General features: G+C 64.9%; 14 protein-coding genes. 7 read left to right on the plus strand and 7 right to left on the minus strand.

Annotation, left to right across the window (positions count from 1 at the left end; genetic code table 11):
• Nucleotides 1–136: 136 nt before the first annotated feature.
• Nucleotides 137–658 carry an elongation factor P gene (gene efp / locus AB4097_RS07945; RefSeq protein ID WP_245272918.1) on the minus strand — a complete coding sequence of 174 codons (522 nt, stop codon included), beginning with the start codon at nt 656–658 and terminating at the stop codon, nt 137–139.
• Nucleotides 659–846: 188 nt separating this feature from the next.
• Between efp and epmA the strand changes: the two genes are divergently transcribed.
• The 3 genes from epmA (at nt 847) to AB4097_RS07960 (ending at nt 3,424) form a co-directional block, all read left to right on the plus strand.
• On the plus strand, nt 847–1,911 hold the full coding sequence (epmA, locus tag AB4097_RS07950) for an EF-P lysine aminoacylase EpmA (protein WP_442038228.1): 1,065 nt from the start codon (nt 847–849) through the stop codon (nt 1,909–1,911).
• Nucleotides 1,908–2,957 carry a lysine-2,3-aminomutase-like protein gene (locus AB4097_RS07955; RefSeq protein ID WP_442038231.1) on the plus strand — a complete coding sequence of 350 codons (1,050 nt, stop codon included), beginning with the start codon at nt 1,908–1,910 and terminating at the stop codon, nt 2,955–2,957. Before epmA ends, AB4097_RS07955 begins: the two co-directional genes overlap by 4 nt.
• Before the next feature lie 98 nt (nt 2,958–3,055).
• Nucleotides 3,056–3,424 carry a hypothetical protein gene (locus tag AB4097_RS07960; protein ID WP_442038233.1) on the plus strand — a complete coding sequence of 123 codons (369 nt, stop codon included), beginning with the start codon at nt 3,056–3,058 and terminating at the stop codon, nt 3,422–3,424.
• Between the two features lie 4 nt (nt 3,425–3,428).
• Here the strand turns inward: AB4097_RS07960 and arfB are convergent, their stop codons facing one another.
• From arfB to AB4097_RS07985, 5 genes are all read right to left on the minus strand, one after another.
• Nucleotides 3,429–3,851: an alternative ribosome rescue aminoacyl-tRNA hydrolase ArfB gene (arfB, locus tag AB4097_RS07965; protein ID WP_442038235.1), complete on the minus strand. Its 423-nt coding sequence runs from the start codon at nt 3,849–3,851 to the stop codon at nt 3,429–3,431.
• 530 nt (nt 3,852–4,381) lie between these two features.
• Nucleotides 4,382–5,569 (minus strand): DNA-processing protein DprA, encoded by a 1,188-nt coding sequence (gene dprA / locus AB4097_RS07970; protein ID WP_442038237.1) that lies wholly within the window; start codon nt 5,567–5,569, stop codon nt 4,382–4,384.
• A gap of 3 nt (nt 5,570–5,572) precedes the next feature.
• Nucleotides 5,573–6,175, minus strand: coding sequence for a glycerol-3-phosphate 1-O-acyltransferase PlsY (gene plsY / locus AB4097_RS07975; RefSeq protein WP_442038239.1), 603 nt, complete (start codon nt 6,173–6,175; stop codon nt 5,573–5,575).
• Between the two features lie 10 nt (nt 6,176–6,185).
• Entirely contained in the window at nt 6,186–7,478 is a 1,293-nt protein-coding gene (locus AB4097_RS07980) for a dihydroorotase (protein ID WP_442038241.1), read from the minus strand.
• Nucleotides 7,479–7,486: 8 nt separating this feature from the next.
• On the minus strand, nt 7,487–8,434 hold the full coding sequence (locus AB4097_RS07985) for an aspartate carbamoyltransferase catalytic subunit (protein WP_442038243.1): 948 nt from the start codon (nt 8,432–8,434) through the stop codon (nt 7,487–7,489).
• A gap of 372 nt (nt 8,435–8,806) precedes the next feature.
• On the opposite strand from AB4097_RS07985, the gene AB4097_RS07990 reads away from it, so the two are divergent.
• The 3 genes from AB4097_RS07990 (at nt 8,807) to AB4097_RS08000 (ending at nt 13,787) form a co-directional block, all read left to right on the plus strand.
• The gene (locus AB4097_RS07990) at nt 8,807–10,444 is read left to right on the plus strand and encodes an isovaleryl-CoA dehydrogenase (RefSeq protein WP_442038245.1); all 1,638 of its coding nucleotides are present in this window, start codon (nt 8,807–8,809) and stop codon (nt 10,442–10,444) included.
• Between the two features lie 137 nt (nt 10,445–10,581).
• Nucleotides 10,582–13,287: a type I DNA topoisomerase gene (gene topA, locus AB4097_RS07995; RefSeq protein WP_442038247.1), complete on the plus strand. Its 2,706-nt coding sequence runs from the start codon at nt 10,582–10,584 to the stop codon at nt 13,285–13,287.
• Nucleotides 13,288–13,292: 5 nt separating this feature from the next.
• Nucleotides 13,293–13,787 carry an MgtC/SapB family protein gene (locus tag AB4097_RS08000; protein ID WP_442038249.1) on the plus strand — a complete coding sequence of 165 codons (495 nt, stop codon included), beginning with the start codon at nt 13,293–13,295 and terminating at the stop codon, nt 13,785–13,787.
• Here AB4097_RS08000 and AB4097_RS08005 read toward each other — a convergent pair.
• Complete coding sequence (locus AB4097_RS08005; protein WP_442038251.1) at nt 13,784–13,996, minus strand: hypothetical protein; 213 nt, start codon at nt 13,994–13,996, stop codon at nt 13,784–13,786. The two genes, AB4097_RS08000 and AB4097_RS08005, sit on opposite strands and share 4 nt — an antisense overlap.
• A gap of 223 nt (nt 13,997–14,219) precedes the next feature.
• Between AB4097_RS08005 and parE the strand changes: the two genes are divergently transcribed.
• The gene (parE, locus tag AB4097_RS08010; RefSeq protein ID WP_442038253.1) at nt 14,220–16,280 is read left to right on the plus strand and encodes a DNA topoisomerase IV subunit B; all 2,061 of its coding nucleotides are present in this window, start codon (nt 14,220–14,222) and stop codon (nt 16,278–16,280) included.
• The last annotated feature ends 58 nt before the right edge of the window (nt 16,281–16,338 follow it).

Here is a 16,338-nt window from a genome sequence, read left to right on the forward strand (position 1 = left end):
CTTCAAGGCCTGACTGGAATTTGCCTTCGTCATGGCCGGCCTTGTGCCGGCCATCTCGATGAACTGAAACGCCGTGCCCCTCCAAATCGGAATCACCGGCACAAGGCCGGTGATGACGTGAAAGACATAAGTCCCTTTAGTCCTTCGCGCGTTCCACGTAGGAGCCGTCTTCCGTCATGATCACGACGCGGGTGCCAGCCTGGATGTGGGGCGGCACGAGGGTGCGCACGCCATTCGACAGCATAGCGGGCTTGTAGGACGAGGAAGCCGTCTGGCCCTTCACGACCGGCTCGGTCTCGGTGATCTCGAGGGTCACGCGGGCCGGCAGCTCGATGGCGATCGCGACGCCGTTGTGGGTCGAGAGCATCACGGCCATGCCTTCCTGGAGATAGGCCTTCTGGTCGCCGATGATGTCCTCTGGCACGACCACCTGGTCGTAGGTCTCCGGGTTCATGAAATGGAAGCCCTCGCCGTCCTGGTACAGGAAGGTGTGCTCGCGGTCCTCCACGAAGGCGCGCTCGACCTGCTCGGTGGTGCGATAGCGCTCGGAAACCTTCACGCCGTCGGAGATGCGGCGCATGTCGAGTTGGGTGACGGGCGTGCCCTTGCCGGGGTGGATGTTCTGGGCGGTGAGAACCACATAGAGCTTGCCGTCCATATCGACGACATTGCCTTTGCGGAGCGTAGAGGCGATGACCTTCACGAGAAGCTTTCCTTGTGACAGATAGGGGCGCGTCGTGAGGGTCGGGTCGTCCCGCCCCCAGTGGCACCGAAAAACTGTTTCGGTGCCGCAAGTAGCCTATCTTCGCGCAAATCACCAGTCCGACCTTAACGAGCGCCTTTGGAATGGATAAGCCCGCACCTGCCCCTTCTCCCTGGTGGACGCCTCACGTCCATGCGGACCGGCGCCCGTTCCTATTGGGAAGGAACCGGATCCAGGCGGCCCTGCGCGGGTTCTTCGCTGCCAGGGATTTCGTCGAGGTCGATACGGCCACGCTCCAGACCTCGCCGGGAAACGAGGCGCATCTCCATGCCTTCATGACGGAGGCGATCGGTCATGACGGGGCCAGGACGCCCCTCTACTTGCACACGTCGCCGGAATTCGCCTGCAAAAAGCTGCTGGCCGCTGGCGAGCCCCGGATCGCCTGCTTCGCCCATGTGTACCGAAACCGGGAGCGCGGCCCCCTGCACCATCCGGAATTCACCATGCTCGAATGGTACCGGGCGGGCGAGAACTACGAGACCCTCATGCGGGATTGCGGCGAAATCCTGAGCCTCGCGGCCGAGACCGTAGGCACCCGTACCCTCGTCTATCGTGGCCGTGAGACTGACCCTTTCCGGGAACCAGAGCGCCTGAGCGTGGCCGAAGCCTTTCAGCGTTTCGCCGGCATCGACCTTCTCGCCTCCATCGACCGGAGCGGCGCGACGGACCGGGACCATCTGGCCTCGGACCTTCGCCAGGCAGGCCTCCGCGTGGCGGAGGACGATACCTGGGCCGACCTGTTCAGCCGCGTGATCGTGGAGCGGGTCGAGCCCCGTCTCGGCCTCGGGCGCGCCACGATCCTGGACGAATACCCGGTCGCGGAAGCAGCCCTTGCCCGCCCGACCGCCCGCGACCCGCGTGTGGCGGAGCGGTTCGAGCTCTATGCCTGCGGGGTTGAGCTCGCCAACGCCTTCGGCGAGCTGACCGACGCATCCGAGCAGCGGCGTCGGTTCGAGGCCGAGATGGCGGAGAAGATGCGGGTCTATGGAGAAAGCTATCCCGTGGACGAGGACTTCCTGGCGGCCCTGTCGCAGATGCCTGAAGCGGGCGGCATCGCGCTCGGTTTCGACCGGTTGGCTATGCTCGCCACCGGGGCATCGCGCATCGATCAGGTGATCTGGGCACCCGTGCCGGAGACGAACCGATGAACGCGAGCCGCCCCCTCCGCACGCCTGACGATCTGCTCGAGGCTGGTCTCGTCGCGCCCGAAGATCTCGCTGGCATCCGAGATGTGGCCGAGCGCTATGCCATCGCGATCAGCCCCGCCATGGCCGCGCTCATCGACCGAAAAGACCCTGACGATCCCATCGCGCGCCAGTTCGTGCCCGATCCGGCCGAGTTGAAGGTCACTCCCGAGGAGCGGGCGGACCCCATCGGCGACCTCGCGCACAGCCCCGTCGAGGGCATCGTGCATCGCTATCCCGATCGTGTGCTGCTCAAGGCGGTGCATGTCTGTCCGGTCTATTGCCGCTTCTGCTTCCGCCGGGAGATGGTCGGCCCGCAGGGGCTCGGCACCCTCTCGCCGGAGGCCATGGATCGAGCCTTCGGCTACATCGCCGATCACCCGGAGATCTGGGAGGTGATCCTCACCGGTGGCGATCCGTTGGTTCTCTCGCCCCGCCGCCTCGCCGAAATCATGCAGCGACTTTCGTCCATCGATCACGTGAAGATCGTCCGCTTCCATACGCGCGTTCCGGTGGTCGAGCCGGAGCGAATCGACGAGAGCCTGAACGCGGCCCTGAAGGCGAGCGGCAAGACGGCCTATGTAGCTCTCCATGCCAACCACCCGCGCGAGATGACGCCGGCCGCTCGCGCGGCCTGCGCCCGGCTCGTGGATGCCGGCATCGTGATGATCAGCCAATCGGTACTGCTCAAGGGCGTCAACGACGATGCCGATACTCTGGCGGACCTCATGCGAGCCTTCGTGGAGACGAGGGTGAAGCCCTACTACCTCCACCATCCGGATCTCGCCCCCGGCACGAGCCATTTTCGGCTCTCCGTTGAGGAAGGCCGCGCGCTCGTGGCGGGCCTGCGCGGCCGGATCTCGGGGCTTTGCCAGCCGACCTATATCCTCGACATCCCCGGCGGGCACGGGAAGGCCGTCATCGGCCCTGAGGCCATTCGCGGATCCGGCGGCTGCACCACGGTCTTGGACTTTAAGGGCGGCGAGCACGCCTATCCTCCCTCGGAGTGAGGCGTCGCCGCCCGTTTCGCCTCTGGACCGGCTCTCAAGTGAGGTAAGATCGCGTCCGGTTGCGCAACTGCGGCCTCGTGCCGAGGTGGAGCCTGACGATGGCGAAGGAAGCTGCCGAACCTATCGAACCCGAAGAGCGACAAAGGGTCGATTCAACCTTTCGCAACGGCTCCATCACGGCCATCGGGGTCGTCGTCGGCTTCTCTCTCGGATTCTTGAGCCGCTGGTCGGCCCTGCCGGGGGAATGGACCCATTCCGACCTCATCTCGGTTGCTTTGATCGCCCTGGGTCTCGCCCTGCAGGTAAAGGCCTTGGCGGATCTCCTGCTGGTCTCCTCGCTCCAGCTCAAGCGCTACAACCGCTCGGTCCGGTTCTTCCTCGCCGGCCTCATCCTCGTCGGCCTCGGTATCGTGCTTGCCGTCTTCGCCGATCTTCTCGGCTTCGGCGGCATCGTCCTTCAGGGGTGACGCCTCAATCGAAGCCCGGTTTGCCGCTGCGGCCCTTCTTGATCTCGGCCCGTCGCCCTTTCGCCTCGAGCCTGCGCTTCTTGGAAGCCAATGTCGGTCGGGTTGGTCGACGCGTCTTCGGACGCTCGGTCGCCTGGCGGATCAGCTCGACCAGACGCTCCACCGCATCCTCGCGGTTGCGCTCCTGGGTGCGGAAGCGCTGGGCGGTGATGATCAGAACGCCCTCGTTGGTCAGCCGCTTTCCGGCGAGCCGTTCCAGTTTTTCCCTGACATAGTCGGGCAGAGAGGGGGAGTTACGCACATCGAAACGCAGCTGAACGGCTGTCTCGACCTTGTTGACATTCTGACCGCCCGGCCCCGAGGCGCGGATAAAGTTCTCCTGAAGCTCCGCCTCGTCGATTGCAATGGAATTCGTCACTTGGATCATCGAGGGCCTCGAGCTTACGCGGACAATACAAGCAGGGTGAGAAATCCGGTTTCCAATGCAGGCTTATTCAGCTTCTGTCGATGGTTCCACGAATTTTAAGCACTTCGATTCAAATGACAGAAGCCGCCCTCCCGCTCCCAAAACCCGGCAGGCGCTTGCCTTGACGCCACTATTGCTCTTTCCGTCAACCTCGAATTACAACCTTAGATTATGATAAACCCACTTGTCTTATTTCAGGTTGAACTGCTATCTAGACGAATTGAAACAAGGAGACAGCGACAGCCTCGATGTCCAAAAACCCGCGCCACTCCCTCAGTGACCAGGCCCCTGACGAGGCGGAGAATCTCCTCGCGAGCCGAGCAAAAATGTCTGCTCAGGAGACAGCTCAATACATCTCCGAGTTTTCGGCCGAGTTATCCTATCTTGCTCGAGAGACGAAACTCGATCTACTGGCCTATCTCCTCGACATGGCGCGATTGGAGGCCATCAGGGCCTTGCAGCCGACGGACGAGGGTCCTTGAAGGAAAAGGTCAGCGCCCGACGATGAGCGACACCGCATTCCCGCCATGACGTTCGAGGCGCCCGGCCATTTCGAGTTCCAGCAGGGCCATCTGAACGTTGCGGATGGAAAGGCCCGACTGCCGGACGAGATCGTCGATAGCCACGGGCGATGGGCCGAGGAATGCGATCAGGTCAGCCTCGGCTTCGATTCGTTCCTCTTCGAAACCGGCGTCGAGCGGGACAGGTCGCACGGGAGGGCGGATGACATCGGGTAGATCCAGCTCGTCCCAGAGTTCCTCCACGCCGATCACATGCTGCGGTTCTTCGGCTCCTCGGTCGAGGTCCGGCCCGGAGGCGATCAGCGGCTCCAGGACGCTAGTCACGTGCTCGATAGCGGCGCAGAGGGTGGCGCCGTCGCGGATGAGATCGTTCGTCCCCTCAGCCCTCGGATCGAGCGGCGAGCCCGGTACGGCGAAGACCTCCCGCCCCTGTTCCAGGGCAAAGCGCGCCGTGATGAGCGAGCCCGAGCGGCGCGCCGCCTCGACCACGACCACGCCATAGGAAAGCCCCGACACGATCCTGTTCCGGCGCGGGAAGTCGCGCCCACGCGGTTCCCAGCCCATCGGCATCTCGGAAACCACCGCCCCGCCCTGTTCCACGATGGCCTGAAGGAGCGGCTCGTTCTGGGCAGGATAGATCCGGTCGTGACCGCCAGCCAGCACGGCGACCGTTCCGGTCTCAAGGCTCGCCTTGTGGGCCTTCGTGTCGATCCCGCGCGCCAGCCCCGACACGACCACGTACCCCGCCTCACCGAGCTGGCGGGACAGGCGCTCCGCGAAGGTGAGGCCGGAAGCGGACGCATTGCGCGATCCGATGATCGCGACTGAGGGGCTGGCCAGAATGGTGGTCGAACCGCGAACGGCGATCAGCGGCGGGGCGGTATCGATGGCCTTCAGGGTCTTCGGATAGTCCGGCTCGCCCATGGCGATGAAACGAACACCGAGACGGGCAGCGGCGGCCATTTCCTTTTCCGCCTCCGCCCGGCTGCAGACCTTCAGCATTAACCGACCGCCGCGACGGGCGAGCTCCGGCAGCGCCTCCAGGGCGGCAGCCGCGCCGCCATACTGGTTCACGAGGGCGCGGAAGGTGCGCGGTCCGATCTTCTCTGACCGGATGAGGCGAAGCCAATCGAGACGCTGCTCATCCGTCAGGATCATGAATTATCCCTTCTGGCCGATCTTGCCCTCGGTCCCGGCAAGCAGACGGCTGATGTTCTGGCTGTGCTTCCACCAGAGCAGCGCCATGAGGATGATCGCCACGCCGGCCATGCCGGGCTCCCCGAGAAGCCAGAGGACGACAGGCGTCGCCGCGCTCGCGATCAGGGCGGAGAGCGAGGAGTACTTGCTCGCGAAGGCAACCCCGAGCCAGATTAGGCAGAAGATCAAAGCCGCCAGGGGCTTGAGGCCGATCAGCACGCCGATGAAGGTGGCAACGCCCTTGCCGCCCTTGAACTTGAGCCAGACCGGGAAAAGGTGCCCCAGGAAGGCGCCGAGTGCAGCAAGCGTGGCGAATTGCGGACCCCAATGCGCGGCGACCAGCACCGCGACGGTCCCCTTGAGGGCATCGCCGATGAGGGTGGCAGCAGCCAAGCCCTTCCGGCCTGTGCGGAGAACGTTCGTGGCCCCGATATTGCCCGAGCCGATCTTGCGCACATCGCCCAGGCCCGCCATACGGGTGAAGATCAGCCCAAACGGAATAGAGCCCAGGAGATAGCCGAAGATCAGCGCTGCGAGCAGGTGCAGGAGGTTGGCTTCGTCAGACATTCATTTCTCGTTACATCGTATCGCGATGAAAAACCACCCTGCCCGCCACCATCGTCGTGGAGACCTGGCCTTCGAGGCGTGCCTCGTCGAAGGGCGAATTCTTGGACAGCGACTTGAGCCGGCGCTTGTCGAGCACATAAGGGGCGTCGGGATCGAAGACGATGAGATCGGCCGGCGCGCCGACGCTCAGGCGCCCACCAGAAAGCCCGAGGATTTCAGCGGGTCTCGTGGACAACGCCCGCAGGAGCCTGGGCAGGGAAATGCGCCCCGCATGGACCAGGCGCAGGGCTGCCGAAAGCAGCGTTTCGAGCCCCACCGCCCCATCGGCCGCCTCCGCGAAGGGCAGCCGCTTGTTCTCAACATCCTGTGGATTATGGTCCGACACGATCACGTCGATCGTGCCGTCGGCCAGCGCCTCGATCATGGCCTGCCGGTCGTCCTCGTGGCGCAAGGGCGGCGAGAGCTTCATGAAGGTGCGATAATCGCCGATGTCGTTCTCGTTGAGCGCCAGGTGATTGATCGACACGCCGCAGGTGACCGGTAACCCCTTCCCCTTCGCGGCCCGGACGATCTCCGCCGAATCGGCACAGGAAATCATCGCCGCGTGATAGCGCCCCCCGGTGAGGCGGACGAGGCGGACGTCGCGCTCGAGCATCACCGTCTCCGCCTCGCGCGGGATGCCGGGAAGCCCGAGCCGCGAGGCGAACTCGCCCTCGTTCATCACGCCCTGTCCGACGAGGTCGGGATCCTCCACGTGATGGACGATCAGCGCGTCGAAGTCGCGGGCGTAGGTGAGCGCCCGGCGCATGACCTGGGCGTTCGTGACGGAACGCGCGCCATCCGTGAACGCGATGGCGCCGGCCTCCTTGAGCCGGCCGATCTCCGCCATCTCCTGCCCCTGTAATCCCTTGGTCAGGGCGGCCGCCGGACAGATATTGACGATGGACGTATCGCGTGCCCGGCGCACGATGAAATCGATGACGGCCGGATCGTCGAGCACCGGGCTCGTATCCGGCATGGACACGACGGTCGTGACGCCACCCGCCGCGGCTGCCTCTCCGGCGCTTTTCAAGGTTTCGCGATAGGGACCGCCCGGCTCGCCGATAAAGGCGCGCATGTCGATGAGGCCGGGGGCGAGCACCTGGCCCGCGCAATCGATCACCTGCGCGTCAGCCGCGGCCGTGACCTGCGGACCGACGGCCTGGATCACGCCGTCGCGCACCAGCACGCCACCCTGCTCCTCGCGGTCGCTGGCCGGGTCGACGAGATGGGCGTTCGTGAAGAGGATAGGTTGATTGCTCATGACGCCTCTCACCGGTTCGGCAGGTGGCTCGCCAGAGCCTCCAGCACCGCCATGCGCACGGCGACGCCCATCTCGACCTGTTCGCGAATCAGGGACTGCGCACCGTCCGCCACGTCCGAGGAAATCTCCACGCCCCGGTTCATTGGACCGGGATGCATGACAAGGGCGTCCGGCTTGGCGAAGGCGAGTTTCTCCTGATCGAGCCCGTAGAAGCGGAAATACTCCTTCACGGAGGGCACGAAGGAGCCGTTCATGCGCTCGCGCTGCAGGCGCAGCATCATGACGATGTCCGCATCCCTCAGGCCCTCCTCCATACTGGTGAAGGTCTCGAAGCCAAGACGCGCGATGCCGGGGGGCAGCAGCGTCGAGGGCGCGACGAGGCGCACGCGCGCGCCCATAGCGGCGAGCAGGATCATGTTGGAGCGCGCGACCCGCGAGTGCAGGATATCGCCGCAGATCGCCACCGTGAGTCCGGCGATCCGTCCCTTGTTGCGGCGGATCGTGAGGGCATCGAGCAGGGCTTGCGTCGGGTGCTCGTGGGCGCCGTCGCCCGCATTGATCACCGAACAATCGACCTTCTGGGCGAGCAGATGCACCGCTCCGGCCGCGTGATGGCGCACGACGATGATGTCGGGCCGCATGGCGTTCAGCGTCACGGCCGTGTCGATCAGGGTCTCGCCCTTCTTCACCGAAGACGAGGCGACCTGCATGTTCATCACGTCGGCGCCCAGCCGCTTGCCGGCAATCTCGAAGGACGACTGCGTGCGGGTGGAGGCTTCGAAGAAGAGGTTGATCTGCGTCCGGCCGCGAAGGCTCGATTTGCTCTTCTCGATCTGGCGGCTCACCTCGACCTGGCTATCGGCGAGATCGAGAAGCGCCTCGATGTCCAAAGGAGACAGCCCCTCGATTCCGAGGAGATGCCGGTGGGGAAAAACGGATCGGGGAGCGTTAGTCATCTTAAAGCGATGGCTATAGGCGCTCCGGGAAACGGCGGCAAGCAAGGGATTTGGCATGACGCCAGATTTTGCCCAGGTGCTGATTGATCCCGACTTTGGCGCCCTCCACCGTCTGGCAGGGCCTGTCCCGGCCATCTCGATTGCTTGAAGCACCGCTGTCATTCCGGGGCGCGCCTCCGGCGCGAACCCGGAACCCATAAACACGAGATAGAGAGAAAAGCGCGCGGCGTTGCGACTCATTCTGAACCGTCAGCGGCTATGGGTTCCGGGTTCCGCTGGGCGGCCCCGGAATGACGGGGAGCGACATGTTGGGCGCAACGCTTCGCACAAGCCGCCCTAAAATAACCGGAGCATCTTTCAGAGGATCGCGCCATGTCACCCGCCCATGACACCCACGAGGTCTTCAATCAGCCTCCCCCCTTCGGCGACGTGAACCTTGTCGCCGCCAATCGTCCCTTGCTCGATGGCCTGAAAGTCAGCGGCGTCGATGCGGAGGCGGAGGGGCTCATGGCCTTCGGCGAAGCCTGGGGATCGGCGGAGCGGCTCGATATAGGCCGGCTCGCCAACGAGAACCCGCCGAAGCTGCGAACCCATGATCCAAGAGGCTACCGAATCGATGCGGTCGAATTCCATCCGGCCTACCATCTGCTCATGCGAGCCAGCATGGAGGACGGGCTCCATGCCTCGACCTGGGACGAGCCGAAATCCGGTCACGCCCATGTGGCGCGGGCCACGCGGATCTATACCGCGGCAGGCGTGGAGAGCGGGCATGTCTGCCCCATCACCATGACCCATGCCTCCGTGGCGGCGCTCACCGCCTCCCCGGCCCGGCTCGCCGAGTGGCTGCCGAGAATCCGCTCGCGGGAGTACGATTCCCGCTTCATTCCCTTCTGGGAGAAGACAGCCGTCACCCTCGGCATGGGCATGACCGAGAAGCAGGGCGGCACCGATGTCCGCGCGAACACGACTAAGGCGGCTCCCCGGGCCGGGGACGAATATGCTCTCACGGGACATAAGTGGTTCATGTCGGCGCCCATGTGCGACGCCTTCCTCGTGCTCGCCCAGGCTCCCGGTGGGCTGACCTGCTTCCTCGTCCCCCGCTTCCGGCCCGACGGCTCTCTCAATACCCTTCGCCTGCAGCGGCTGAAAGACAAGCTCGGCAACCGCTCGAATGCCTCTTCCGAGGTCGAGTTCCAGGATGCCTTCGGCTGGAGAATCGGTGAGGAGGGCCGCGGTGTTCGGACCATCATCGAAATGGTGCAGCTGACCCGCCTCGACTGCGCCGTCGCCTCGGCGGGTCTCGTGCGGATGGGTTTGGTTCTCGCCCTGCACCATGCCCGCCACCGCAGCGTCTTTCAGAAGAAGCTCATCGACCAGCCGCCCATGCGGACGGTCCTCGCCGACCTTGCCCTGGAAAGCGAGGCCATGACGGCGCTTGCCCTGCGGGCCGCCCACAGCTTCGATCTGGCACACGCGGACGACCATGAGGCTGCCTGTGCCAGGCTCGTGACCCCGGCGGCCAAGTTCGGAATCTGCAAGGCGGCCCCACGCCTCCTCTACGAGGCCATGGAGTGCCTCGGCGGCAACGGGTATGTGGAGGAGAGTGCCCTGCCCAGGCTGTATCGGGAGGCCCCGGTCAATGCGATCTGGGAGGGCTCCGGCAACGTGATCGCCCTCGACATTCTGCGAGCCGAGAACCGGGAGCCTGAGGTCGCAGCCTCCGTCCTGGAGCGCCTCATGGCGGATGTCGCCGACCTTCCGGGAGCCTTGGAGGCGGCGCGCGACATCGTCCTGGCGCTCCAATCGTCCGACGCGGAGGCGAAGGCGAGATTCGTGGCCGAACGGCTCTTCGTCCTCGCCGCGACGGCGGCCCTGGCACGCTGCGCGCCAGCCCAGATTACCCAGGCCTATGCCCTCACCCGCTTGGCCGCCCCCTCGCGGATGATCGGTGCCAACGACCTGGGAGACGCGGTGAATCCCTTGCTGGAGCGGGCCTTCGCCGCCATATAGGGACTATACGGACAAGTCCGATTTGACTTGTCAGCGATCATCAACCACTTATCCCGCCCTGCGACAGTCAGGGGCCGACCGTCGAGTCTGCCCTGTCCGCAGGGTCTTCGTCTGCTCCCGCTTTTAGGAACTCGTTCATGAAAGTCCTCGTCGTCGAGTCGCCTGCAAAGGCCAAGACGATCAACAAGTATCTCGGCAAGGATTACGAGGTCCTGGCCTCCTTCGGGCATATCCGCGATCTGCCCGCCAAGGATGGCTCGGTCGACCCGGATGCCGACTTCCGCATGATCTGGACGCTCGAGGACAGGGGCTCGAAGCGGGTGTCGGACATCGCCAAGGCGATCAAGGGAGCCGAGAAGCTCATCCTCGCCACCGACCCGGACCGCGAAGGCGAGGCGATTTCCTGGCACGTCCTCGAAGCGCTGCGTGAAAAACGCGTCCTCAAGGACCTGCCGGTCGAGCGAGTGACCTTCAACGCCATCACGAAGGATGCGGTGCAGGCAGCCCTGCGCCAGCCGCGCCAGATCGATCAGGCGCTCGTCGACGCCTATCTGGCCCGCCGGGCGCTGGATTATCTCGTCGGGTTCACCCTTTCCCCCGTCCTGTGGCGCAAGCTTCCCGGCGCCCGCTCAGCCGGCCGCGTGCAGTCTGTGGCGCTGCGCCTCGTCTGCGACCGCGAACTCGAAATCGAAACCTTCAAGCCGAGGGAATACTGGTCCCTGATCGCGACCCTTGCCACCAAGGACGGCGCGGTCTTCGACGCACGCCTCGTCGGCGCCGACGGCAAGAAGATCCAGCGTCTCGACATCGGCAACGGCAAGGACGCCGAAGCCTTCAAGAAGGACCTGGAACTCGCCACCTTCTCGGTGGCGAACATCGAGGCCAAGCCTGCCAAGCGGCACCCCTACCCGCCCTTCACCACCTCGACCCTGCAGCAGGAGGCCTCGCGCAAGCTGGGCCTGGCGCCCGCCCAGACCATGCGCATCGCGCAGCGTCTTTATGAAGGTGTCGATATCGGCGGCGAGACGGTCGGCCTGATCACTTATATGCGTACGGACGGCGTCGACATGGCGCCGGAAGCCGTGCAGGCAGCCCGCCGGGTGATTGGGAAGGAATACGGCGACCGCTATGTGCCGGGCGCCCCACGCAAGTACACGACCAAGGCCAAGAACGCACAAGAAGCGCACGAAGCCATCCGCCCGACGGACATGGGCCGCCTGCCGAAGCAGGTCGCCAAGTACCTGGAGCCCGAGCAGGCCCGCCTCTACGACCTGATCTGGACCCGCACCATCGCGAGCCAGATGGAATCGGCGGAGCTCGAGCGCACCACGGCGGACATCGCGGCCCAGGTCGGCCCGCGCAAGCTCGACCTTCGCGCCACCGGCCAAGTGATCAAGTTCGACGGCTTCCTCACGCTCTACAACGAGAGCAAGGACGACGAGGCGGACGAGGACGAGGGCCGCCTGCCCCCGATGAAGGCGGGCGACCCTCTGGAGCGCCGCCGCATCAATGCGAGCCAGCACTTCACCGAGCCGCCGCCGCGCTATTCGGAAGCCTCCCTCGTAAAGCGCATGGAAGAGCTCGGCATCGGCCGCCCCTCGACCTACGCCGCCGTGCTGCAGACCCTGCGCGACCGCGAATACGTGAAGATCGAGAAGAAGCGGCTCGTGCCCGAGGACAAGGGCCGCATCGTCACGGCCTTCCTGGAAAGCTTCTTCCGCCGTTACGTGGAATATGATTTCACTGCGGACCTGGAGGAGCAGCTCGACCGGATCTCCAACTCGGAAATCGACTGGAAGCAGGTTCTGCGCGACTTCTGGCGCGACTTTTCCGCCGCTATCGGCGAGACGAAGGAACTGCGCATGACCGAGGTGCTCGACGCTCTCAACGAGTTGCTCGGGCCCCACATCTTCCCCGATAAGGGCGACGGCTCCAACCCGCGCACCTGCCCGACCTGCGGCACGGGCCAGCTCTCGCTCAAGCTCGGCAAGTTCGGCTCCTTCATCGGCTGCTCGAACTACCCCGAGTGCAAGTACACTCGCCAGCTCGCCGCCAGCGGCGTCGAGGGCGAGGGCGACGGGTCGTCTGAGAACGGCGGCCAGCCTGGCGTGAAGGTGCTGGGCACGGATCCGGAGACGGGCCTCGAAGTCACCCTGCGCGACGGCCGCTTCGGGCCGTTCGTGCAGCTCGGCGAAGGCGAGAAGCCCAAGCGCTCGTCCCTACCCAAGGGCATGACGCCCGCTCAGGTCGATCTGGAGAAAGCCCTGAAGCTCCTGGCGCTGCCGCGTCAGGTGGCGACGCACCCGGAATCGGGCGAGCCGATCCTGGTCAGCATCGGCCGCTACGGGCCTTACGTTCAGCACGGCAAGGTCTACGCCAACCTCGGACCCGGCGACGACGTGCTGGAGATCGGCGCCAATCGCGCCATCGACCTGATCGTCACGAAGGAAAGCGGCGGCGGTGGACGCCGTGCCGCCGATCCGGGTCGGCCCTTGGGCGACGAACCTGAGTCCGGCAAGCCCATCGTGGTGAAGTCCGGCCGCTTCGGCCCTTATGTGACCGACGGCGAGACCAACGCCACCCTGCCGCGCGCCATGGCGGCTGAGGCGGTGACGCTGGACGAGGCTGTCGAGCTTCTCAAGGCCCGCCGTGCGGCGGGGCCGTCGAAGAAGGTGGCCCGCGGGCGCAAGGCACCGTTCAAGAAGGCAGCTGCCGCGAAGGCGCCAGCTGCGAAGAAAGCCGCCACCAAGTCGACGGCGAAGAAGGCGGCGGCCAAGAAGCCGACAGCCAAAAAGCCGGCGGCAAAGAAGGCCGCGACCAAGAAGACGGCCAAGGCCGGCTGATCCCCATGCGGGAATGGCTGTCCTGGCTATCTGTCGAATACGCCGACCAAATCGAGATGACGCTGCGCCTCTGCGGCGCGGCGGTCGCCGGCATGGTGGTCGGAATCAATCGGGATATCCACGACAAGCCGATAGGGATGCGAACCCTCGGGCTCGTCTCGCTCGGCTCCGCGCTCGTGATTCTATCGGGTTCAGTCTACCAGGACTTGCATTTCGATCAGGAAGCGGTCAGCCGCGTGATCCAGGGCATCATGACCGGCCTTGGCTTCCTGGGAGCCGGAGCGATCCTTCGTGGTCGGGATGAGATGCAGGTTCACGGCCTGACGACTGCTGCGACCGTTTGGATCGCGGCAGGTCTTGGCATCACGGCAGGCCTGGGCGCGTGGTTCATCACCATCGCCAGCACCCTCGTTACGCTTTTTCTGCTGACATTCGGCAAAAGGATCGAGGATCGCCTCGTCGCGATCTTCGGCGGAAACAAAAACTCCGACGAGGATTAGAAGAGGAAACTGAGGCCCAGAACGGCCACGGCCGCCATGGAGAGCCAGACCAAGCTCGACCCGTAGGAGCGCTGGGCTGCGGGCGCGGCGTCCGGCTCGTCGAAGGCGAAAGCCTCGCCGGCGTTACGCGCGGCGCGGTCCAGGTGAAGCTTCTGTGCCGGTCTCAAAGTCGTCCGCGTCGTCACGCCCGTCTCTCCCGTTAAGCTCATGCTTAACCTTTCCAACGTGAATGGAATTTAAACAGTTCCTTATGACAGTCGGAAGACATCCTTTAGAGGGAAACAGCTGGTAACCTTTACGGCTTAGCTTGAAATTCGATTTTGTGGGTTGTGACCACAGACCGCCCTTTTCGTTTCCGTTTTGTTCTCGTATAAAAACGGAATGAGAAATAGTGTAAAGAAACGCGAATCATCATCCCGGGCCAAGGTCCCAATGACAGACAATGACGATCTCTTCGGGGGCGCCGGGCCTAAGCGCGCCGCACCCGCCTCGGCCCGCAACGCCGCCGTCAAGGTATCCCGCCAGGCGCCCCCACAGGGCACGCCCGGGGAGGCCGGCTATGACGCGTCCGCCATCGAGGTGCTGGAGGGGCTCGAGCCCGTCCGCCGCCGTCCCGGCATGTATATCGGCGGCACGGACGAGAAGGCCCTGCACCACCTCTTCGCCGAGGTGATCGACAACTCCATGGACGAGGCGGTCGCCGGACACGCGACCTTCATCGAGGTGGAGCTGGAGGAAGGCGGCTGGCTCTCCGTGACGGACAACGGCCGCGGCATCCCGGTCGATCCGCATCCGAAATTCCCTAAGAAGTCGGCTCTCGAGGTCATCATGACCACGCTCCATGCGGGCGGCAAGTTCGATTCGAAGGTCTACGAGACCTCGGGCGGTCTCCACGGTGTCGGCGTGTCGGTGGTGAACGCCCTCTCGGAGATTCTCGAAGTCGAGGTGGCCCGAGGCCAGCAGCTCTACCGCCAAGTCTTCTCGCGCGGCATCCCGCAAGGCAAGCTGGAGATAGTGGGCCGGGTTCTCAACCGGCGCGGCACCAAGGTGCGCTTCAAGCCCGACTGGCAGATCTTCGGCAAGGACGCTCATTTCCAACCTCGCCGCCTGTTCAAGATGGCCCGCTCCAAGGCCTATCTGTTCGGCGGCGTCGAGATCCGCTGGAAATGCGCCTCGTCCCTGATCGAGGGCGCCGAGAACGTTCCGGCCGAGGCGACCTTCAAGTTCCCGAACGGCCTGAAGGACTACCTGCTCCACGACATCGAGGGGAAGGAGCTGGTCACGGACCAGCTCTTCTCCGGCAAGATCACCAAGCCCGGCAGCCACGGCTCGCTGGAGTGGGCGGTCGCCTGGATGACCAACGAGGACGGGTTCTCCATCTCGTACTGCAACACCGTGCCGACCCCCGAGGGTGGCACCCACGAGAATGGCCTGCGCATCGCGCTCCTACGCGCCCTGCGCGAGCACGCCGAGCGTGTCGGCCAGTCGAAGCGCATGGCGGCCGTGACCACCGACGACGTCATGGCGACCTGCGCGTCCATGCTCTCGGTCTTCATCCGCGAGCCGGAGTTCCAGGGCCAGACCAAGGATAAGCTGGCGACCGTCGAAGCCGGCCGCATCGTCGAGAACGCGATCCGCGACACCTTCGACCATTGGCTCGCTGCGGCGCCGCAGCAGGCCAACAAGCTCCTCGACTGGGTCATCGACCGGGCGGAGGAGCGCCTGCGCCGCCGCCAGGAGAAGGAGGTCGCCCGCAAGACCGCGACCCGCAAGCTGCGCCTGCCCGGCAAGCTGGCGGACTGCTCCAATGCCGGCGCCAAGGGCTCGGAACTCTTCATCGTCGAGGGCGACTCGGCCGGCGGCTCCGCCAAGCAGGCCCGCGACCGCGCCACCCAGGCGGTTCTGCCCCTGCGCGGCAAGATCCTGAACGTGGCCTCTGCAGGCCGGGAGAAACTGCACCAGAACCAGCAACTCTCCGACCTCGTCCAGGCGCTCGGATGCGGCGCGGGCTCCCACTACAAGGATTCCGACCTGCGTTATGAGAAGGTCATCATCATGACCGACGCGGACGTGGACGGCGCCCACATCGCCTCGCTGCTGATCACCTTCTTCTACCGGCAGATGCCCCGCCTCATCGACGGCGGACACCTCTACCTCGCGGTTCCGCCCCTCTACCGGCTGACCCAGGGCTCGAAATCGGCCTATGCCCGCGACGACGCCGACCGGGAAAAGCTGATGAAGACGGTGTTCAAGGGCAGCGGCAAGGTCGAGATCGGCCGCTTCAAGGGCCTCGGCGAGATGCTTCCCGCTCAGCTGAAGGAGACCACCATGGACCCGAAGAAGCGCCTGCTCCTGAAGGTCGTCGTGGAGGCGGACGACAAGCCGGAAGCCAGCGATGCCGTGGAGCGCCTGATGGGCAACAAGCCCGAAGCCCGCTTCGCCTTCATCCAGGAACGCGCCGCCTTCGCGGACGAGGCGGATCTGGATATCTGAGTCGGTCTCAAGGGTTTGCACATCGATGTCATCACCGGCCTTGTTGTAAAGGCCGGTG

This window comes from Microvirga sp. 2MCAF35, from assembly GCF_052115545.1.
Taxonomy (GTDB): Bacteria; Pseudomonadota; Alphaproteobacteria; order Rhizobiales; family Beijerinckiaceae; genus Microvirga.

Excerpts from the sequence above, each read along its gene's own strand:
- topA (WP_442038247.1), top strand. The coding sequence starts at position 10,582 with ATGAAAGTCCTCGTCGTCGAGTCGCCTGCAAAGGCCAAGACGATCAAC.
- AB4097_RS07960 (WP_442038233.1), top strand. The coding sequence starts at position 3,056 with ATGGCGAAGGAAGCTGCCGAACCTATCGAACCCGAAGAGCGACAAAGG.
- parE (WP_442038253.1), top strand. The coding sequence starts at position 14,220 with ATGACAGACAATGACGATCTCTTCGGGGGCGCCGGGCCTAAGCGCGCC.
- AB4097_RS07955 (WP_442038231.1), top strand. The coding sequence starts at position 1,908 with ATGAACGCGAGCCGCCCCCTCCGCACGCCTGACGATCTGCTCGAGGCT.
- dprA (WP_442038237.1), bottom strand. The coding sequence starts at position 5,569 with ATGATCCTGACGGATGAGCAGCGTCTCGATTGGCTTCGCCTCATCCGG.
- AB4097_RS07985 (WP_442038243.1), bottom strand. The coding sequence starts at position 8,434 with ATGACTAACGCTCCCCGATCCGTTTTTCCCCACCGGCATCTCCTCGGA.
- AB4097_RS08000 (WP_442038249.1), top strand. The coding sequence starts at position 13,293 with ATGCGGGAATGGCTGTCCTGGCTATCTGTCGAATACGCCGACCAAATC.
- efp (WP_245272918.1), bottom strand. The coding sequence starts at position 658 with ATGGACGGCAAGCTCTATGTGGTTCTCACCGCCCAGAACATCCACCCC.
- AB4097_RS07990 (WP_442038245.1), top strand. The coding sequence starts at position 8,807 with ATGTCACCCGCCCATGACACCCACGAGGTCTTCAATCAGCCTCCCCCC.
- AB4097_RS07980 (WP_442038241.1), bottom strand. The coding sequence starts at position 7,478 with ATGAGCAATCAACCTATCCTCTTCACGAACGCCCATCTCGTCGACCCG.
- arfB (WP_442038235.1), bottom strand. The coding sequence starts at position 3,851 with ATGATCCAAGTGACGAATTCCATTGCAATCGACGAGGCGGAGCTTCAG.
- AB4097_RS08005 (WP_442038251.1), bottom strand. The coding sequence starts at position 13,996 with ATGAGCTTAACGGGAGAGACGGGCGTGACGACGCGGACGACTTTGAGA.
- epmA (WP_442038228.1), top strand. The coding sequence starts at position 847 with ATGGATAAGCCCGCACCTGCCCCTTCTCCCTGGTGGACGCCTCACGTC.
- plsY (WP_442038239.1), bottom strand. The coding sequence starts at position 6,175 with ATGTCTGACGAAGCCAACCTCCTGCACCTGCTCGCAGCGCTGATCTTC.